The sequence below is a fragment of the Ensifer sp. R1-3 genome, assembly GCF_056739175.1.
Genome location: NZ_CP096515.1, coordinates 838,812 through 857,877 on the forward strand (window position 1 = coordinate 838,812; position 19,066 = coordinate 857,877).

14 protein-coding genes and 1 pseudogene are annotated in these 19,066 nt (G+C 63.1%); 7 read left to right on the top strand and 8 right to left on the bottom strand.

Features of this window, described 5'->3' with window-relative positions; translation table 11 throughout:
- Window positions 1-60 precede the first annotated feature (60 nt).
- Genes folP through folK form a run of 3 tightly spaced genes read left to right on the top strand, consistent with a single transcriptional unit; the run spans window position 61 to window position 1,809 of the window.
- Window positions 61-912 (top strand): dihydropteroate synthase, encoded by an 852-nt coding sequence (gene folP / locus M1D43_RS04045; protein ID WP_153315070.1) that lies wholly within the window; start codon window positions 61-63, stop codon window positions 910-912.
- A 14-nt stretch (window positions 913-926) separates the two neighbouring features.
- Entirely contained in the window at window positions 927-1,298 is a 372-nt protein-coding gene (gene folB, locus M1D43_RS04050) for a dihydroneopterin aldolase (protein ID WP_003532985.1), read from the top strand.
- On the top strand, window positions 1,285-1,809 hold the full coding sequence (folK, locus tag M1D43_RS04055) for a 2-amino-4-hydroxy-6-hydroxymethyldihydropteridine diphosphokinase (protein ID WP_153315064.1): 525 nt from the start codon (window positions 1,285-1,287) through the stop codon (window positions 1,807-1,809). The genes folB and folK overlap by 14 nt, the downstream gene beginning before the upstream one ends.
- Before the next feature lie 39 nt (window positions 1,810-1,848).
- Here folK and M1D43_RS04060 read toward each other — a convergent pair whose 3' ends face one another.
- From M1D43_RS04060 to M1D43_RS04075, 4 genes are all read right to left on the bottom strand, one after another.
- The gene (locus tag M1D43_RS04060) at window positions 1,849-2,400 is read right to left on the bottom strand and encodes a hypothetical protein (RefSeq protein WP_003532990.1); all 552 of its coding nucleotides are present in this window, start codon (window positions 2,398-2,400) and stop codon (window positions 1,849-1,851) included.
- Window positions 2,401-2,534: 134 nt separating this feature from the next.
- Entirely contained in the window at window positions 2,535-3,614 is a 1,080-nt protein-coding gene (locus M1D43_RS04065; protein ID WP_153315062.1) for a YcjF family protein, read from the bottom strand.
- Complete coding sequence (locus tag M1D43_RS04070) at window positions 3,611-5,110, bottom strand: YcjX family GTP-binding protein (RefSeq protein WP_153315060.1); 1,500 nt, start codon at window positions 5,108-5,110, stop codon at window positions 3,611-3,613. Before M1D43_RS04070 ends, M1D43_RS04065 begins: the two co-directional genes overlap by 4 nt.
- 168 nt (window positions 5,111-5,278) lie before the next feature.
- Window positions 5,279-5,815 carry a SixA phosphatase family protein gene (locus M1D43_RS04075; RefSeq protein WP_153315058.1) on the bottom strand — a complete coding sequence of 179 codons (537 nt, stop codon included), beginning with the start codon at window positions 5,813-5,815 and terminating at the stop codon, window positions 5,279-5,281.
- A gap of 406 nt (window positions 5,816-6,221) precedes the next feature.
- Here M1D43_RS04075 and dksA point away from each other — a divergent pair, with 406 nt between their 5' ends.
- Window positions 6,222-6,641: an RNA polymerase-binding protein DksA gene (gene dksA, locus M1D43_RS04080; RefSeq protein WP_003532995.1), complete on the top strand. Its 420-nt coding sequence runs from the start codon at window positions 6,222-6,224 to the stop codon at window positions 6,639-6,641.
- Window positions 6,642-6,733: 92 nt separating this feature from the next.
- Here the strand turns inward: dksA and M1D43_RS04085 are convergent, their stop codons facing one another.
- Window positions 6,734-7,699, bottom strand: coding sequence for a flagellar biosynthetic protein FliO (locus M1D43_RS04085; protein WP_027990910.1), 966 nt, complete (start codon window positions 7,697-7,699; stop codon window positions 6,734-6,736).
- Window positions 7,700-8,066: 367 nt separating this feature from the next.
- On the opposite strand from M1D43_RS04085, the gene cckA reads away from it, so the two are divergent.
- A complete protein-coding gene (gene cckA, locus M1D43_RS04090) occupies window positions 8,067-10,676 on the top strand; it encodes a cell cycle histidine kinase CckA (RefSeq protein ID WP_003532998.1) in 2,610 nt (869 codons plus the stop codon).
- A 421-nt stretch (window positions 10,677-11,097) separates the two neighbouring features.
- Here the strand turns inward: cckA and M1D43_RS04095 are convergent, their stop codons facing one another.
- Both M1D43_RS04095 and M1D43_RS04100 read right to left on the bottom strand, forming a co-directional pair.
- A complete protein-coding gene (locus M1D43_RS04095) occupies window positions 11,098-12,030 on the bottom strand; it encodes a pseudouridine-5'-phosphate glycosidase (protein ID WP_015007623.1) in 933 nt (310 codons plus the stop codon).
- 138 nt (window positions 12,031-12,168) lie between these two features.
- The gene (locus M1D43_RS04100) at window positions 12,169-13,128 is read right to left on the bottom strand and encodes a carbohydrate kinase family protein (protein ID WP_153314894.1); all 960 of its coding nucleotides are present in this window, start codon (window positions 13,126-13,128) and stop codon (window positions 12,169-12,171) included.
- 333 nt (window positions 13,129-13,461) lie between these two features.
- On the opposite strand from M1D43_RS04100, the gene recA reads away from it, so the two are divergent.
- Together recA and alaS are read left to right on the top strand one after the other, a co-directional pair.
- On the top strand, window positions 13,462-14,547 hold the full coding sequence (gene recA, locus M1D43_RS04105) for a recombinase RecA (protein ID WP_010969478.1): 1,086 nt from the start codon (window positions 13,462-13,464) through the stop codon (window positions 14,545-14,547).
- 239 nt (window positions 14,548-14,786) lie between these two features.
- Window positions 14,787-17,450, top strand: coding sequence for an alanine--tRNA ligase (gene alaS, locus M1D43_RS04110; RefSeq protein ID WP_127541536.1), 2,664 nt, complete (start codon window positions 14,787-14,789; stop codon window positions 17,448-17,450).
- Window positions 17,451-17,594: 144 nt separating this feature from the next.
- Here the strand turns inward: alaS and M1D43_RS04115 are convergent.
- Window positions 17,595-19,056 (bottom strand): annotated as a pseudogene (locus M1D43_RS04115) (DUF1254 domain-containing protein).
- Window positions 19,057-19,066: the final 10 nt, after the last annotated feature.

Sequence of the window (19,066 nt, forward strand, 5' to 3'; positions counted from 1 at the left end):
AAGATATATTTGCACCATGACGGGCGGTTAATTCGAGCCGTTCAGCTGCGGACCGGAACAATGACATACGATCCATTTCAGCCTTCTCGCTGGCATTTGGCGCATGGACGCGATCTCGAACTGGGCCCGCGTGGCGTTTTGATGGCGATCATCAATGTTACACCGGATTCATTTTCCGACGGCGGGCGCTTCGCTGATCCTGACGCTGCTGTCAGAGCCGCGCTGCGCGCACTGGAGGCGGGCGCGGAAATCCTGGATATTGGCGGCGAATCCACGCGCCCGGACGCCAAACCGGTCAGCGCCGACGAGGAACAGGCCCGCATCCTGCCCGTTATCACGGCGATCGCGCGGCAGTCCCAGGCCGTCATTTCGGTCGATACTTACCGCGCGGAAACCGCCCGTTTGGCGGTTGACGCCGGCGCCCACATCGTCAACGACGTGCACGGGCTCCAGCGCGAGCGGGCGATCGCGACCGTGGCGGCCGAGACGGGGGCCGGGCTCTGCATCATGCATACCGGACGCGACCGGGAAAAACTGAGCGATGTGATCGAGGATCAGTTCCATTTCCTGGAGCGATCCCTGCAGATCGCCGCCGCCGCCGGCGTAGCGCGGGAACGGATCGTGCTCGATCCGGGCTTCGGATTCGCGAAGGACACGAACGAGAACCTCGAACTGATGGCGCGCTTCCGGGCGTTGCATGAGTTTCGACGTCCGCTTCTCGTCGGAACGTCGCGCAAGCGCTTCGTCGGCGCGGTGACCGGCCGGGAGGCGGGAGGCCGCGACGTCGGTACCGCCGCGACGACGGCGCTCCTCAGAACTGCCGGCGCTGCGATTTTTCGGGTACATGATGTCGCAATCAACAGGGATGCGTTAGCGGTGGCCGATGCTATGCTGGCCGCAAAGAACAGCTGACGGGACATGAAGCCATGACTGCGACCTACACGATCACACTGAAGAACTGCGCGTTCTTTGCCCGCCATGGCGTGCTCGACGAAGAGGAGTTCCTCGGGCAGCGTTTCTTCGTCGATGCGGAACTCGTGGTCGATCAGGGGACGGCGCTTGCCGAGGACTGCATCGACGACACCGTGCATTACGGCATCGCCTTCGCCGAGATCGAGAGGATCGTCACTGGACGCCGGCGTTACCTGATCGAAGCGCTGGCGCTTGAGGTCGCCAAGACGCTTTGCGCCCGTTTTCGCCAGATTCGCAAAGCGAAAGTCTCCATCCGCAAGCCGAACGCGCCGGTTCCGGGCATTCTGGACTACGTGGAAGTCACGGTCGAGCATGTCGCCGAATAGGAGCTGGCGGCACGCGATACTCGGTCTCGGCGGCAATCTCGGCGATCCGCGCCGGTCGATGGCAGAAGCCCTGCGGGCGCTCGACGCGCGGTCCGATTGCCGGGTCGTCGCGGTGTCGCGGCTCTACCGCACGCCGCCATGGGGCAAGACGGATCAGGATTGGTTCTTCAACGCCTGTGCGGAAGTCGAAACGACGCTGGATCCGGAGGCATTGCTTGCGGCCTGTCTCGATATCGAACGGGCCATGAAGCGCGTGAGAATGGAGCGCTGGGGTCCCCGAACCATCGACATCGATCTCCTGACCTTCGGTGACCTCAACAGGGCGAGCGCGACGCTCACGCTGCCTCATCCGCGCATGACCGAACGGGGCTTCGTGCTGAAGCCGCTCGCCGACTTCGCGGCAGACCTTGCCGTCGAAGGACGGACAGTCATTGAATGGCTGGGCCGGGCGGATGTGACGGGCATCGAAGTGGCCGACGAAAACGTCGAATGGTGGCGCGCGGAGGAATAGGCAGAGAGGCCGTGATCGCGTATCTGTCGGGAAGGGTGGCTACTCGATCGAACCGACGGCGATATCGTCCATCTGCCGGTTGAGGCTCACGCCGATGACCGGGACCATGGTGTCCTCGACCTTCACCGAGATCGTGATGTTCATGGTTTCTTCGCCCTGCAGGCGCGCGATCATCGCACCATTAAGCTTTTTGCGGTTGATCCCGACGACCACCTTGTCCTTGGCAACGCTGCCGGACACGACATCGAGACCCTTGCCCTCGGCTCCGTCCAGGAACTTTCCAGTGTAGCTGTTGCCCTTCCGAACGATCGTCGCCGACATCGGCTGCTTGAACACCCCGACGCGGCAGAAACCGTCCAGTTTCAGGCCGGCTTCATTTCCGGGGGCCGCTTCACCGGTGAGATCGCAGGTAAACTTCGTGCCCTTGTACTTGCCGGCAACGATTTCGCCCGGGCCTTTCCATTGCCCGGCAATCCTGTCGAAGAACGCCTTGTCGCGGGCGCCGGAGAACGCGGGTGTCGCAAGGCCCGCGGCGGCGACAAGCGCGATAACGGCAACGCCGCGAACAATCGGAGAAGGGCGCGAGAGCATGAGCAGTCCTTGATGGATCAAGCTGGAAACTGACGCCTACATTGCCGTGAAAATGGTTAACGGATGGTTTCATTCCGGCTTCCATGCCGCCTTATCTTGCGAAGAGAGCAGGGCGCCGGCGATGTGATCGACGATCAGCCGGCTGAGCCCTCGGACCGTGCGGTGCCCGGCGCCAGGTCGCCCAGAAAGTCGCCGATGCTGGGGCGCTTCAGCGCGCGAAACGGCATCGGCCTGCAGAGATCCATCGCCGCGATCCCGATGCGCGCCGTCATCAGCCCGTTGATCACGCCCTCGCCGAGGCGCGCGGACAGCTTGGATGCCAGGCCGTGGCCGAGGATCTGCTGGATGAGGCTGTCGCCGACGGCGATCGAGCCCGTGACGGCGAGATGTGCGATGACATCGCGCATCAGGCGCAGCAGGCCGAGCGTGCCCGGGCGGCCGCCATAGAGTTCGGCCATGGCACGGATCATCCGCGCGGATTCGTAGATCACGTAGCCGAGGTCCACGAGAGCGCGGGGACTGACGGCAGTCACGATCGACACCCGCTTCGCGGCGCCAAGAATGATCCGCCGCGCCTCGCGGTCGAGAGGCGCCAGCAATTCACGTTCCGTCAGTTCGATGAGATGGGGTGCATCGATGATGTCGCCCTCGGTCTCCGCCAAGCGGGCGCGGCCCTTGGCCGTCCGGGGATTGCCGGCGAGCAGGTGAACGAGCCTCGCGGTCGCAGCGCGCGCGGCTTGCGTCTTTCCGGATGCGGCGGCCGCGGCGAGATCGGCCTTCAGCGTCTGGACGGCGGTCAGCTGCATCATGCCGAAGACTTCGCGCGCGACCACGATCAGGAAAGCGATGACGCCGATCGCCACGACTGCGACGGCTCCATAGCCAAGCCAGTCGGCGCGCGAAAAGAGATCGCGCACGAGCCGGTCGATCCAAAGCCCGAGCGCAAGCGAAACGAGGATGCCGAACGCCCCCGCGGCGATCTTGCCGAAGGAGAGCCGGCGCCGACGCGGCATTGCTTCCGGCAGGTTGAGCGATTCGACAGCCGCGGTGGTCCCGATGAACGGGTCCTCGGCATCGGGCTTCATGACGACCTTTTCGCTAAAACTTCCCGGTGCGCGCCGCGGCCTCTGTTCCATCCCGCGTTCGGTGGCCTCCTCGGCTTCCACGGAAAAGGCGGCCGGCCTGCGTCGACGGTCGTTGAAATCATCACTCATGCCAGGCGATCTCCGAGCAGGAACTGCATGGCCCTGTCGAGCCGGATATGCGGCACGGAGAGTTTCAATCCGCCGCGCGTCTGTTCGAGGTGCGGCGGTCGGAAGCGGACGAAATTCAGTTCCGGCATCGCTTGCTCTGGAGCGGAGGCGGATAGGGCGGATGCGGAGACGCGGTCGACGGCTTCAAAAAGAAGTTCAGGATCTTCCGGTAAGTCTCCTGGAAATATCGCTGTTTTCTTTTCGCCGTCGAATATCTCGCCATTGATCTTCTCACCGGCGATCGGCGTTCCGACGATCACGGGCAAACGATGGCCATCGTGGTCCACGGTTGCCTCGCGCGTTGCTCTGACAGATGCGAGCGCCATGACCTCAAGGCCCGCGCCGCTCATTCCTATTCGCTCGGTCGCCCGGCTGACGAGGCGAGCCGTGATGCGTTCGAGCCGGTCGTGACTTTCGTGGTGCAGGTGATCGGCCTTGGTGGCGGCGATCAGTACGCGGTCGATCTTGCGCGTAACGAACGAGGTCAGCCAGGAATTGACGCCGGGCCGGAAGCAGGCAAGCACGTCTGCCAGAGCCTGTTCCAGATCCTTCAGCGCCTCCGTGCCGCGGTTGACCGCCTGGAGCGCGTCGACAAGCACGATCTGGCGGTCGAGGCGGGCGAAATGTTCGCGGAAGAACGGTTTTACGACATGCGTCTTGTAGGCTTCGTAGCGTCGCTCCATCATCGCCCAGAGCGAACCCTTTGGCGCGCGGCCGGGCGGCAAGTCGGGGAGCGGCGAGAAGGTCAGCGCCGGCGACCCTTCCAGATCGCCCGGCATGAGGAACCGGCCAGGCGGCAGGGTCGAGAGGGACCGGTCGTCCTCCTTGCAGGCCTTGAGATAGGCGGTGAAACTCTCGGCAAGCCGGCGGGCGCTGCCTTCCTCGGCCGGCGTCGAAGCTCCGAGCGCGTCGGCAAGTCCCAACCAATCGCTCGACAGTTCGGCGCGCATGCCGGTGCGCGCGCGTTGAACCGTTGCGTCGCTGAACTGCCGGAAGTCCTGGCTGAGCAGCGGCAGATCGAGCAGCCATTCGCCGGGGTAATCGACGATGTCGATCGACAGCCGCCCGGGAGAGAGCAGGCGACTCCAGCCGCTGGCGCTTTCGTAATCGAGCGTGATCCGAAGCTGCGATATGGCCCTGGTCGAATCCGGCCAGGACCGATCCCGAACCAGCGCCGCAATGTGATCCTCATATTGAAAGCGCGGCACCGCGTCGTCGGGCTGCGGTTCGAGCCGGATCTTGGACACACGGCCCGAGCGGACCGGTTCGAAAACCGGCAGCCGCCCTCCGTTCAGCAGGTTGTGGACGAGCGACGAGATGAATACGGTTTTGCCGGCCCGCGAAAGGCCGGTGACGCCGAGCCTGACGGACGGGGTGACGAGACCCGCTGCGCGGTCGGCGAGATTGTCCAGGGCGATCAGCGCGTCGTCTTTGAAGCTGGTGAGAATGGGCGCCAAATTCTTTCGTCCCTTCGGGAATGATGAGCGGTACGGTTGATTTGCCGATATCCCAACCGGGGCGCGGGCATCCGCGTAGCGTCTGGAGCGATATAGGAAATGTTTCCGTCAGCGCAACAACGCGAAGCGAATTCGCCGTTTCCGCAGGCGGAAGCGGCTGGCAAGGCCTCATCCTTTCTCGGCTTCTTCAGGGGCGGGAACGAGGAACTTCGAAAGTGTCGCGGTCCATGCTGTTCCGGCTTTCGGCCGCGCCGCAAAATCGATCACCGCCATTCCGGCCGGCGGATATCCGTCAGCGAGTGCCGCAGCTGCCCGTTCTTCACCCAGAGTTCGTCGAAAGAGCTCCTCCATCATCGGATTGTGCCCGATGATCATCAGCGAGGGTCGGCTCGCATGTGCCTCGACAAGGTCGGCATAGACGGTTGTGGGTCCGGTATAGAGTGTGTCGAGGTAACGAATGTCGATATCTTCGTCAAATGCGCGGTATAGCGGTTCGGCCGTCTGCCGGCAGCGGACGGCTGTCGAGCAAAGGATCAGGTCCGGCCTGATGCGATGGTCGGCTGCGGATTGTGCCGTCAGTTCCGCCTCCGCAAAGCCGACATCGTCGAGTGCGCGATCGAAGTCGCTCTGGCCGGGCAGAGCCCAGCCCGATCGGGCATGGCGAAGCAGCAGAAGCTGGAAGGCCGGGACGACGCTGTCTTGCATGTATTCACCCGGTGTTGGAAATCCCCAGGATGGTGGCGTCCGTCGTGCCGACGGCTCGAAACGCCTTGCGGATGCTCCGTTGTCCCGCCGGTCGGCGTAAAGATCAAGCCGCGCTTCGCGGTTTTTTGATCCGGCGGGCCCATTGAACCGACGCCCGTCGCGCACCAAATGTCGCAATCCGAAACGCCGCCTTGCTCGCCCATGGAACGTCAAACGGCTGGCGCCGTCGGCGGTGAGCGGTGTTTCGGCGTTTAAGACTATGCGTGTAATTGTGATGAAATATTAGCCGGTTAGCCTGCGATGCGGGCAGTGTTAAAATGCAGTTAAGCACTGATTACAAGGCTTGAATCAGAGCTTCCATAGGTCTATACACCGCCGCAATGAGATGTTCTTCAGGAGAATCGCGTTGAGTGAGAAGATCGATCTTAGTACCTATGTCCTGTCGGAGGACGAGGATTTTATGAATGCGAACCACCGGGCATACTTTCGTGCGAAGCTGAATGCCTGGAGAAACGACATCCTTCGCGAAGCCCGCGAGACACTGGATCACCTGGCGGAGGAGAGCGCCAATCATCCTGATCTTGCGGACCGCGCCTCATCCGAAACGGACCGGGCGATCGAATTGCGCGCTCGGGACCGTCAGCGGAAGTTGATTGCCAAGATCGATGCCGCGTTGCAGCGGCTCGATGAAGGCACCTACGGATACTGCGAGGAAACCGGGGAGCCGATCGGACTGAAGCGCCTGGACGCCCGACCGATCGCAACTCTCTCGATCGAGGCGCAGGAACGTCACGAGCGTCGCGAGAAGGTCTACCGGGACGAATAAGTCCGGGGACATCGTTGGGACTATCGAAAACGGCGCGGTTCGACCGCGCCGTTTTCATTTGTGCATCGATGCGTTGTTCCGGGATGTACGAATTACAATTTGCGGCTCACGGAGATATCGGCGAGCATCCTTTCCATCTCCTCTTCGATCGTCGGCTCCTTGCGGGTGTCCTGCGAGGGCGATCCGAGTACCGGTTCCTGGCGACCGGCGGGCCTGATCTCCGGACGCGGCGGCCCCGAAGGTGTGAAGCGTTGGAGATCGCCGCTGATTTCCGCATCGAGCATGCGCTCGAATTCTGCGGCTGCTTCCGGCGCGGCGGGCCGAGGCGGGAGAGATTGGCCCGGCATGCCCTTTACCGGTTCGATCGCCGTAAGCGGGACGGGGCGCTCGTCGCGAGCCGCGGGCTCCACCGGAAGCGGGCGGTCACGCACCGCGCCGAAATCGGTATGCGACGGCTCGATGGCGGATACGGGCGGAATGTGAGGTGCAGGTAGAGGCCTGGAGACCTGCTGCGGCTGCGACGAGCCGAGTGCGGGGGCCTGCTGCTGATCCGGGACCACGCGCACTGGAGGCTCCGGGCGCGCGGCGACCCGCGGCGGCTCACTCGGGCGCGCCGGTTGCCGCACGGGTTCGGCCGCAGCTTCCGTCGGGAGAGGGGGCTCGGGCGGGACAGGGGAAGGAACAGGCCGGGGCCGGACTTCCGCAATCGGGGCGCGGGTCGTCTTTTCTTCCGGCTCCGCCTGAAGCGTGGCCGGAACCGGGTTTTCTCCCTCGGGCGCGATGCGGCTTTCGATCACGATGTCCGTCGGGCCGCCGATCATGATCAGGTGTTCGACGTCGTCGCGGCGGACGAGCACCAGGCGCCGACGCGTGTCGACTGCGGCGGCATCGAGCACCGCAAGCCGCGGCTGTCTGTTCTTGCCGCCGCGGACGAAGGGAGAGGAGGGCTTGTTGCGCATGAGCCGAAGCACGGCCACGAGGCACAAGAGACCGATCGCAACCGCTCCGGCCGCGATCATGAACCGGCTGGCGTTGTCCCCGAGGATTGTTTCCATCATAGGCTGAACTCCTTACTGCCGCTTCGCATGGCAACATTTGACGGCTTTTTTCGGGCTTGGACAAGCTTCGGCCCGACATTCCCTGTGAATTGACCGCAGCGCTTCCGCAGAGACGCTTTTTGCTGTTATCTCTGATTGTTAAAGATGATTCCAGGTCGATGCGCGAAAGCGCCGAGGGCGGCCATCGATTTCGCGACGATGCCTTCGGACCCGGCCACCGCATGGTTCCTTAACCGGAAACGGATTGGGGGATAAATCATGCGGCAATTCAAAGTATTGCAGCGGCCCTTGTGCATCCACGGGGATGTACGGCACTGCAAGCGCTCGGGATCGCGTTCGATGCGACCCGGCAGCAGGTGAGGACCCGATGACGAAATTGCGGCAGGCAGGTGACTACCAGATGCCGGTCGTTGACCGGGGCGTTCGTCCGGGAACCATCCTCAGGATCATCCTGCTTGCGATCGTCCTCACCGCGTCGGCCGCCGCTTTCGTCGTCTTCAAGGACCAGCTCGAAAACGAGATCGTGCTCGGTATTCTCGGCGTGCTGGCCATGGTGGGCATATTCTTCCTCGTTTCTTCCGTCATCGGCTTTATCGAGGTGATGCCGCAATCGCGGCCGGACGAACTGGCGCGCGCCTTCCTCGACGCGCATGAAGACGGGACGATCGTGACCGACCGCAAGGGGCGCATCATCTATGCCAACGCCGCCTATGGTGCCCTGACCGGCACCAAGAGCGCGGCAGGCATTCAGTCGCTCGAAACGATCCTGTCGCGCAACCGCGAGGCGACGGAAGCGATCTATCGCCTGACCAACGGTCTGCATGAGGGCAAGCAGGGTCACGAGGAGTTCCGGCTGCTGAAACCTCTGGCGAACGGCAAGGTGGCTGGCTCCGGCGCCCATTGGTATCGGCTGAAGGCGCGGGTATTGCCGCTCGAGGATGCGGGCAGCAATCCGCTCTACCTGTGGCAGATCGCGGATATTACCGCCGAGCGCGACGAGCAGGAGCGCTTCTTCAAGGAGCTGCAGAACGCGATCGACTATCTCGACCACGCACCCGCGGGCTTCTTCTCCGCCGGGCGAAAGGGCGAGATCTTCTATATCAACGCGACGCTCGCCGATTGGCTCGGAATCGACCTGACGAAGTTCCAGCCCGGCTCCGTCAGCATTGCCGATCTGGTCGCGGGCGAGGGGCTGGCGCTCGTACAATCGGTACAGGCGGAGCCCGGTCTCAAGAAGACCAAGATCCTGGACCTCGATCTCAGAAAGGCCAACGGCCAGAGCCTGCCGGTACGCTTGATTCATCGCGTTTCCTCAGCGCGGGACGGTGCGCCAGGCGAAAGCCGGACGATCGTGATGTCCCGGGAAGGCGACGATGGCGATCAGTCGGCGTCGAATGCCGCGATGCGGTTCACCCGCTTCTTCAACAACACGCCCATGGCAATCGCCTCGGTGGATGGAAACGGCCGCATTCTCAGAACCAACGCTCCGTTCATGAAGCTCTTCGCCGGGCTCGTTTCGCAGGACGAGGTCGAGCGCGGGGCGCTGATCGACGCTGTCGTGCATCAGTCCGAAAGAGGGCGTCTGCAGGAGTCGCTGGCTGCCGCGAAGGACCGGCAGAGCGATATCGCACCGATCGACGCGCTTCATCCCAAGGATGAGGGGCGTCACTTCCGCTTCTATGTCAATGCAGTCATCGACCAGAGCGATCAGGCGCCCGAGGAGGCTGCGATCATCTACGCCCTGGAGATCACCGAGCAGAAGGCGCTCGAAAACCAGATGGCGCAGACGCAGAAGATGAATGCCGTCGGAACGCTCGCCGGCGGCATCGCCCATGATTTCAACAATGTCCTGACGGCCATCCTGCTTTCCGCCGACCATCTCCTGCTGTCGGCGCGGCCGGCGGATGCGACCTTTGCGGATCTGATGGAGATCAAGCGTAACGCCAACCGGGCAGCCGTGCTCGTGCGGCAACTGCTCGCCTTCTCGCGCAAGCAGACGATGCGTCCGACGGTGCTCAATCTCACCGACGTTATCGGCGATCTCAGGATGCTCGTCGACCGGATGACCGGCACCAACGTCAAGGTCGAGGTGGACTACGGCCGCGATCTCTGGCCGGTCAAGACGGACCTCGGCCAGTTCGAACAGGTGCTCCTGAACCTCGCCGTCAATGCCCGCGACGCCATGCCTGCCGGCGGGATCATCACGCTTAGGACACGCAATCTGCCGGCGAGCGAAGTGGCGGCGCTTGGACGGCGCGAACTGCCCGAGGAAGACTTCGTCATGGTCGAGGTGTCCGACCAGGGTACCGGCATTCCGCCGGAAATCATGGACAAGATTTTCGAGCCCTTCTTCACCACGAAGGATGTCGGCAAGGGCACCGGGCTCGGACTGTCGATGGTTTACGGCATCGTGAAGCAGTCCGGCGGCTATATCTATCCCGAGTCGGAGATCGGTAGCGGGACAACCTTCCGCATCCTGCTGCCGCGCCATGTCGACATTCCCGAAACGCAGGATGAGGACGCGTCCGCAGCGCAATCCGCGGCGCCGGCGAGGAGCGAACCGGTTGCGGTGCCCATGCCTCGGGCCGAGCCTGCCGATCTTACCGGGGATTCCGCGGTCGTGCTGCTGGTCGAGGACGAGGAAGCGGTCAGGCGCGGCGGCAAGCGCATGCTGGAGACGCGCGGCTATACGGTTCACGAAGCGGGATCGGGTATCGAAGCGCTGGAGATCATGGACGAACTCGACGGCGCCGTGGATATCGTCGTGTCCGACGTCGTGATGCCGGAAATGGACGGGCCGACGCTGCTGCGCGAGCTGCGCAAGACGTATCCGGACCTGAAGTTCATCTTCGTATCCGGCTATGCCGAAGATGCTTTTGCGCGAAATCTGCCGGCCGACGCGAAGTTCGGCTTCCTGCCGAAGCCCTTCTCGCTGAAGCAACTTGCGGTCGCCGTGCGCGAGATGCTCGACAGCTGACGAGGCTTCTCCTCTGCGGAGCGAATGCCCCTCATCCGCCTGCCGGCACCTTCTCCCCGCAGGCGGGGAGAAGGGACAAGCGGCGCCAACCGAACCCCGCATTCACCGCCCGCCGAGGGAGCGAAGCGGGCGCGGCATATCCCTTCTCCCCGCCTGCGGGGAGAAGGTGGCGGCAGCCGGTTGAGGGGCAAGCCCGACCGAGCGGGGGTTGAGGCGGTTGGGTTCCCGAGGGATCCCCTTCATGAGCAGTATCCGCCGCACCGGCGCGCAAGAGATATGTGCATGCCGTAGATTTTCGATGGGGAGAAGGGGACAAGCGGCGGCGCAGCGGATCCCCTTCGCCCCGACTGCGGGGAGAAGGTGCCGGCAGGCGGATGAGGGGGGAAGTGGGCCGAAAGGCCCCATTTGCCTTACCGTTGCGTCAGTCGTTAGCAGCGAGAGCGACGGCGATCCCGGCGGCAAGGCGTGCATTGTTCTCGACCAGCGCGATATTGGTTTCGAGGCTGCGCCCGTCCGTCAAACGGAAGAGGTTGTCGAGCAGATACGGGGTGACCGCCTTGCCGGAAATCCCCTCGCTCGCCGCATTGTCCAGCGCGCGGGTGATGTAGATCTCCATCTCCTCGCGCGGGATTTCGCTTTCTTCCGGCACCGGATTGGCGACAAGCATTCCGCCGTCGATTCCGAGCAGCTCGCGCGTCCGCTGGAAACTGGCGATCGCCGCCGGGCTGTTCAGCATCAGCGGGCTCTTGAGGCCGGATTCACGCGACCAGAAGGCGGGGAAGTTCTCGCTGTCATAGGTCACGACAGGGACACCGCGCGTTTCGAGCACTTCCAGCGTCTTGGGAATGTCCAGAATGGCCTTGGCGCCGGCGCAGACGACGATGACGCCGGTACGTGCGAGTTCGTCGAGATCCGCCGATATGTCGAAGCTCTGTTCCGCCCCGCGGTGAACGCCGCCGATGCCGCCGGTCGCGAAAACCCGGATGCCGGCGCGGGCGGCGGCGATCATCGTTGCGGCAACGGTCGTGGCGCCGGTGCGGCGTTCGGCGATCGCAAAGGCGAGATCGGCGCGCGACAGTTTCATGGCGCCCTGCGTCTTCGACAAAGCCTCCAGTTTGGCATCGTCCAGACCGATATGCAGGACCCCGTGGATCACGGCGATGGTTGCGGGCACGGCACCCTGTTCACGGATGATCGCCTCGACGCTGCGGGCCATGTCGAGGTTGCCGGGATAGGGCATGCCATGCGTGATGATCGTGGATTCCAGCGCGACGATCGGCGCACCTCGTTGCTTGGCGGCTGCGACTTCATCTGAATATTCCATCGGCAGGGACGGGGAGGAGGGTTTGGTCATGATCGTTTCCTTGATTGATGACATCCTCGACGGCAAAATTGCTCGGGGATGCCTGATCGATTCCGGTGCCTGGAGCGGAGGATGCGGAAGTACCGCTCGCATTCCGTGCCGCGCGGCTCCCAATTCAGCCGCCAAATCTCATGACAGCATTTCCGTTTCCGGCACAAGCTGCAGAACCTGCTCCAGCATGTCTTGCGACATCTCGTCGGAAGCCGCGAATGGCGAATGCAGCGTTATGACGGCGGCCGCCATGCCGAAGCGAAGGCAGGCGGAAAGATCCGCACCTGCAAGCCGGGCGGCGAGAAAGCCCGAGGCGAGCGCGTCGTCGGCGCCGGTGACGTCGGCAAGTGCTGAAAGAGCCGGCGGCGTAGCGACGCAGGCACCCTCAAGATCAAAAGCGACCGCGGCCCGGCCTCCGCGCGTCACGACACCGCCGGAAAGGCCGGCGGAGCGCAGCAGCAACGGCCATTCCTCGGCGGTCGCGGCCTCGGTTCCGGTAAGCGCGCGCGCTTCCGCCTCGTTCATGAACAGGAAATCGAGCCCGTCGAGGCAGTCGCGGTAGCGGACCACCTTTGCAGGCGAAACGGCGATACCGGCACGTAGCGGGCAGAACTTCGCAGCGGTGCCGACGAGGGCCGCCAAGGTCTCCTGCGGCAGATTGGCGTCCATCAGCACGAGTTCGCTCGCAGCCAAGATCTCGCGCGTCGCCCGCTGCTGCAGCCGGCGCGGCGTAAACAGAGTATAGAGGTCCATGTCCGCGAGCGCGATGACGAGGTTGCCGTCGTTTTCGAGGATTGCCGTATAGCTCGGCGTCTTGCGATCGAGAAAGGTGAAGGGGCGATCGATCACACCGGCAGCTTCCGCAGCGGCCGCTACCGTGTCGCCGGCGGGATCGCCGCCCCGCGGGCTGATCATCGTCACGCGATGGCCGAGGCGCGCGAGATTTCTCGCGGCATTGAAGCCGCCGCCCCCGGCTTCCTCGAACCAAGCGCCCGGATTGCTCGCGCCCGGTGCCGTCGCGCCGCTGATCCGGCCGCGCCTGTCGATATGAGCGCCGCCGAAAACGGCAATGTTCTGCGACTTCACCTGTGCTTGCATCTGGTCCTCGATGAAGGGCGGAGAAAAGGTGGCGAAGTCTCTCTTCCGCCGGCATTCCGATCTATCGTTTCGGACTACCTTTTAGGGCTTTGTCCGGATTTGATCCATCGTGAATCACGAGCGAATCGGGGCGGCGCGTCAAAGCCGGCATGCGTTGACGCGCTGCCTGTGGATACAGTGGATGAAAGGCGTGAACAAGAATCGAACGTGATGAAATATGGCAAGCGTTTTCAAATACTTGACGTGCCATTGCCAAGTTGGAACAAAACATGTACAAAAAGGCTTGCGGCGGCTTCATTGCCTCGATAGCTCCAATAACCTAAAGGTGGACCAATGGCACAAAATTCTTTGCGGCTCGTAGAGGACAAATCGGTGGACAAAAGTAAGGCACTTGAAGCGGCTCTTTCCCAGATCGAACGTTCGTTCGGCAAGGGATCGATCATGAAGCTCGGAGCGAAGGACAGCGTAGTTGAGATCGAAACCGTCTCCACCGGTTCGCTCGGCCTCGATATCGCGCTCGGCATCGGCGGCCTGCCGAAGGGCCGCATCATCGAGATCTATGGTCCGGAAAGCTCGGGCAAGACGACGTTGGCGCTGCAGACCATTGCCGAGGCACAGAAGAAGGGCGGCATCTGCGGCTTCGTCGATGCCGAGCATGCACTCGATCCGGTCTATGCGCGAAAGCTCGGGGTCGATCTCGAAAATCTCCTGATTTCGCAGCCTGATACGGGCGAGCAGGCGCTGGAAATCACCGATACGCTGGTCCGCTCGGGTGCGATCGACATTCTCGTCATCGATTCGGTGGCCGCACTCGTGCCGCGCGCCGAAATCGAGGGCGAGATGGGCGATAGTCTGCCGGGCATGCAGGCGCGCCTCATGAGCCAGGCGCTGCGCAAGCTTACGGCATCGATCTCCAAGTCGAACTGCATGGTGATCTTCATCAACCAGATCCGCATGAAGATCGGCGTGATGTTCGGCTCGCCGGAAACGACGACGGGCGGCAATGCGCTCAAGTTCTACGCTTCGGTGCGCCTCGACATTCGCCGCATCGGTTCGGTCAAGGAGCGCGAGGAAGTCGTCGGCAACCAGACCCGCGTCAAGGTCGTCAAGAACAAGATGGCACCGCCCTTCAAGCAGGTCGAGTTCGACATCATGTATGGCGAAGGCGTTTCGAAGACCGGCGAATTGATCGATCTCGGCGTCAAGGCGGGCATCGTCGAGAAATCGGGCGCCTGGTTCTCCTATAACAGCCAGCGTCTCGGCCAGGGACGGGAAAACGCCAAGCTCTTCCTGCGGGAGAATCCCGAACTGTTGCGCGAAATCGAGACGGCTCTGCGGCAGAATGCCGGTCTCATCGCCGACCGGTTCCTGGAGAATGGCGGGCCGGAAAGCGACGGCGACGAAGCCGCCGATATGTAATCGGCTGCAGCCGTCTCGTTGAAGCATGCAAAACCGGCCGTCGCCACCCGCGGCCGGTTTTTTGCTGCCCGCTGGACAGCATGATATGCGGACGATAAAAGCCTGTGGTTCCGACGGCTCGGCCGGCGGAAAGCGTGACTTGATTGAACGCGACGCGCTTTATGCGCGGGGGTGAAGAGTGCGGCTGGCAGCCTGGAGAGATCGGGCTGCCGCCGGAGTGTACACAGATAGGACGCAAGATGAGCGGCGTGAATGAAATCCGGTCGATGTTCCTCGACTATTTCCGCAAGAACGGTCACGAGATCGTGTCGTCCAGCCCCCTCGTGCCGCGCAACGACCCGACATTGATGTTCACCAATGCGGGCATGGTGCAGTTCAAGAATGTGTTCACCGGCCTCGAGCAGCGACCCTATTCGACCGCGGCGACGGCGCAGAAATGCGTGCGCGCCGGCGGCAAGCATAACGACCTCGACAATGTCGGCTACACCGCCCGGCACCACACCTTCTTCGAGATGCTCGGCAATTTCTCCTTCGGCGACTATTTCAAGGAGCGCGCGATCGAGCTTGCCTGGAACCTGATCACGAAGGAATACGGGCTCGATGCCAAGCGTCTGCTCGTCACGGTGTACCATACCGACGACGAAGCCTTCGGCCTCTGGAAGAAGATCGCCGGCCTGAGCGACGACCGCATCATCCGCATTGCGACGAGCGATAACTTCTGGGCCATGGGAGATACCGGTCCATGCGGTCCGTGCTCGGAAATATTCTACGATCACGGCGACCATATCTGGGGCGGACCTCCCGGCTCGGCCGAGGAAGACGGCGATCGCTTCATCGAGATCTGGAACCTCGTCTTCATGCAGTACGAGCAGATCACCAAGGAAGAGCGCGTCGACCTGCCGCGGCCCTCGATCGACACGGGCATGGGGCTGGAGCGCGTCGCCGCCGTGCTCCAGGGCCAGCACGACAATTATGACATCGACCTTTTCCGCGCCTTGATCGCTGCTTCCGAAGAGGCGACCGGCGTCAAGGCCGAAGGGGACCGGCGCGCGAGCCATCGCGTGATCGCCGACCATCTGCGTTCCTCGGCCTTCCTGATCGCCGACGGGGTTCTACCGTCGAACGAAGGCCGCGGTTACGTGCTGCGCCGAATCATGCGCCGCGCCATGCGCCACGCACAGCTGCTCGGCGCGCGCGATCCGCTGATGTGGAAGCTGCTGCCGGCGCTCGTGGGCCAGATGGGCCGGGCCTATCCGGAACTCGTCCGCGCCGAAGCGCTGATCTCGGAAACGCTGAAGCTGGAGGAAACCCGCTTCCGCAAGACCCTGGAGCGCGGCCTCAACCTTCTGGCGGAGGCTTCGGCCGATCTTTCCGAAGGCGACCAGTTCAACGGCGAGACGGCCTTCAAGCTCTACGACACCTATGGTTTCCCGCTCGACCTCACCCAGGACGCGCTGCGCGCCAAGGGCATTGGGGTCGATACGGACGCATTTACGGCGGCCATGCAACGGCAGAAGGCCGAGGCCCGTGCCAATTGGGCCGGTTCCGGCGAAGCCGCGACCGAGACCATCTGGTTCGAGCTCAGGGATAAGCACGGCGCGACCGACTTCCTCGGCTACGACACCGAGTCGGCCGAAGGGGTCATCCTGGCAATCGTCAAGGACGGTGCCGTCGTCGACTCCGCTGCCAAGGGCGAGAACGTCCAGCTGGTTTTGAACCAGACGCCTTTCTACGGCGAATCCGGCGGGCAGGTGGGCGACACCGGCGTTATCACCACCGAGACCGGCAAGCTTACGGTGACCGACACGCAGAAGCGTGGCGAAGGGCTCTTCGTCCACTATTGCACCGTGGAGGAAGGCAGCGTGAAGACCGGCGAGGCGGCCGCCTTGACGGTCGACCATGCGCGCCGTGCGCGCCTGCGCGCCAACCATTCCGCGACGCACCTGCTGCACGAGGCGCTGCGCGAGGTCCTCGGCACCCATGTTGCCCAGAAGGGCTCGCTCGTCGCGCCTGAGCGCTTGCGCTTCGACGTCTCGCATCCGAAGCCGATGACGGCCGAGGAGCTGAAGATCGTCGAGGAGATGGCAAACGAGATCATCGTCCAGAATACGCCGGTCGTCACACGGCTGATGAGCGTCGACGATGCGATCGCCGAGGGCGCCATGGCGCTCTTCGGCGAGAAGTACGGCGACGAGGTGCGGGTCGTGTCCATGGGGCAGGGCCTTCGCGGCTCCAAGGCCGGCAAGCCCTATTCGGTCGAGCTCTGCGGCGGCACGCATGTGTCCGCCACGGGCGATATCGGCCTCGTCCGCGTCGTCTCGGAGAGCGCGGTCGGAGCGGGTGTCCGCCGGGTGGAAGCGCTGACCGGTGAGGCGGCGCGCGCCTATCTCGGTGAACAGGACGAACGGGTGAAGACACTCGCCGCCGCACTCAAGGTCCAGCCTGCGGATGTTTTAGGTCGGGTCGAGGCTCTCCTGGACGAGCGGCGCAAACTGGAGCGGGAGCTTACAGAGGCGAAGAAGAAGCTCGCGCTTGCGGGCGACGGCCAGAACGGTTCCGGGGATGCCGCCCGCGACATCGGCGGCGTCCGTTTCCTCGGCAGGGTGGTATCCGGGGTCGAGCCGAAGGATCTGAAGAGCCTTGCGGACGACGGCAAGAAGTCGCTCGGTTCGGGCGTCGTCGCCTTCGTCGGCGTCAGCGGCGACGGCAAGGCAAGCGCCGTCGTGGCCGTCACCGACGACCTCACCTCGAAGGTCAGCGCCGTCGATCTGGTGCGCGTCGCTTCGGCGGCACTTGGCGGCAAGGGCGGTGGCGGACGCCCCGACATGGCCCAGGCGGGCGGCCCGGACGGCGGACGTGCAGCAGAAGCGATCGAGGCTGTTGCGGGCGCGCTCGCCGGTTAAGCCGGGGGCGCGCTGAACTTCCGGAGGGCGCTGCGGCGCCCTTTTTCATGGCACCCGTTCGGTCCGGATGGTGTCCAGCGCCTGCCGCGCTGGACCTGGGTGGTCACCGAGCCAGAGTCGCCGACCACTCAGGTCACCATCGAACTATTTGACCTTCTCGATATCCGGCAACGACCAGGATTTATCGAAGAAGGGCTCGGTCGGTCCGTAGAACCGGAAATACGCGAACCATCCCTTGTCGGCATTTGTCTGCACCCAGTTCGCCTCGTGACCTTTCGGTGCAGTGGGACCGAAATATACGTCAATCGATCCATCTTCGTTTTTCACTATGTCTTCTTTTCGCGACGAGATGTCCGGCCGTCCCTGTTCGGTGACTGGCATCTGCCGGGTCGACTCGTCGTAGGCCGTCACAGACCAGAAGCCCTTGGCCGGCGGATCGGCAGGGACATGAAGCCGATAGTTGTTCTCGCCCGAGAGCCATGCGCCGTCTGCATCCTTGTAGGAGGCTATGTACCGCTGGCCGACGCCCGGAGTTTGGGTGAGCATTGCCTTGGAGATCACGACCGCTTCGTAGAACCAGGCAGCACGCTCATCGAGCTGGTCATAGGTGTTGGCCTTCTGGTCGGTCGCAACCACAAGCGCATGTTTCCAGTTCGTGCCCTCCCAGAAGGGCGGTTCGACGCGCTTGTCTGTCGTATTTGCCTTGGCCATGGCTTCGCCGACGATCGCGCCGTCCTGAAGAATCTTCTTCTGGCGTTCGTCGGGTTGATAGGGTTTCCCTTTTTCAATGCCGAGGAACTTCAACTGCGCCATCATGAAGCGATCACGCTCTTCGACGGGTTCTCGTTGAATGACCTCGTTCAGGCTGTCCCAATAGGCCATTCCATGGGGCGGCATTTGGGTCCACTTGACGTCTCCCGCAGCGCGCACGGGCATCGGCTCGCCAGTTCCGTCAAGCGTCCAAGTGTAGGTCTTGATCTGCGGGATGAGTTCGGCAATTGCCTTTTCCTTGTCGGCGTCGAGCAGGCGGAACCCCGCCAGCACGTCCCGGCTCGTGGATTGGATGACAAAGTATCCCTCGGCCTCCACCGGGCCGTATCCGGGCGGGAGGATCAGATACTTTCCGCCCTTGCCCATCCGGGCCGACCACGCCTAGATCGGCCATGACGCGCTGCCACTGGTCAAGCACCATGCCTGCAATCAGCCCCGGCGGTACAACCACGACCATCGGCCCGGATTCTTTGAGATCGATGAACGTCGCGATGTAAGGCGTGGTGTAGTTCGGCGTCAAAATGCCAAGCTTCTCGGCAAAATCGAGATAGGAAAGCATTTCACCGTTCTTGGCCTTGAAGACGTTGAAATGGGCCTTTCGCCATTCGTTGAGGCCGACGGCAGGAATGCCCCACAGGTAAGCTTGCGACGCTCGCTGGAAATCCATTTCGTCGTAAAGCTTGGCCACGGTTTCCTTCGAGGGGTAGCCGCTCTCGAATGTCAGTTTGCCGATGCGGGTATCGAGTTCGTCGGGCGTTTCCTGAGCATGAGCGCCAATGCCTGCCACGCTATAAAGCAGGGCGGCAGCCAGGGTCGTGCGGGCAAATCTTCTCATTGCAGCCTCC

Bases quoted from the DNA above. Each gene is read 5' to 3' on its own strand.
- folP (WP_153315070.1), top strand. From the start codon at position 61: ATGACATACGATCCATTTCAGCCTTCTCGCTGGCATTTGGCGCATGGA.
- folB (WP_003532985.1), top strand. From the start codon at position 927: ATGACTGCGACCTACACGATCACACTGAAGAACTGCGCGTTCTTTGCC.
- folK (WP_153315064.1), top strand. From the start codon at position 1,285: ATGTCGCCGAATAGGAGCTGGCGGCACGCGATACTCGGTCTCGGCGGC.
- M1D43_RS04060 (WP_003532990.1), bottom strand. From the start codon at position 2,400: ATGCTCTCGCGCCCTTCTCCGATTGTTCGCGGCGTTGCCGTTATCGCG.
- M1D43_RS04065 (WP_153315062.1), bottom strand. From the start codon at position 3,614: ATGAGTGATGATTTCAACGACCGTCGACGCAGGCCGGCCGCCTTTTCC.
- M1D43_RS04075 (WP_153315058.1), bottom strand. From the start codon at position 5,815: ATGCAAGACAGCGTCGTCCCGGCCTTCCAGCTTCTGCTGCTTCGCCAT.
- M1D43_RS04085 (WP_027990910.1), bottom strand. From the start codon at position 7,699: ATGATGGAAACAATCCTCGGGGACAACGCCAGCCGGTTCATGATCGCG.
- cckA (WP_003532998.1), top strand. From the start codon at position 8,067: ATGACGAAATTGCGGCAGGCAGGTGACTACCAGATGCCGGTCGTTGAC.
- M1D43_RS04095 (WP_015007623.1), bottom strand. From the start codon at position 12,030: ATGACCAAACCCTCCTCCCCGTCCCTGCCGATGGAATATTCAGATGAA.
- M1D43_RS04100 (WP_153314894.1), bottom strand. From the start codon at position 13,128: ATGCAAGCACAGGTGAAGTCGCAGAACATTGCCGTTTTCGGCGGCGCT.
- recA (WP_010969478.1), top strand. From the start codon at position 13,462: ATGGCACAAAATTCTTTGCGGCTCGTAGAGGACAAATCGGTGGACAAA.
- alaS (WP_127541536.1), top strand. From the start codon at position 14,787: ATGAGCGGCGTGAATGAAATCCGGTCGATGTTCCTCGACTATTTCCGC.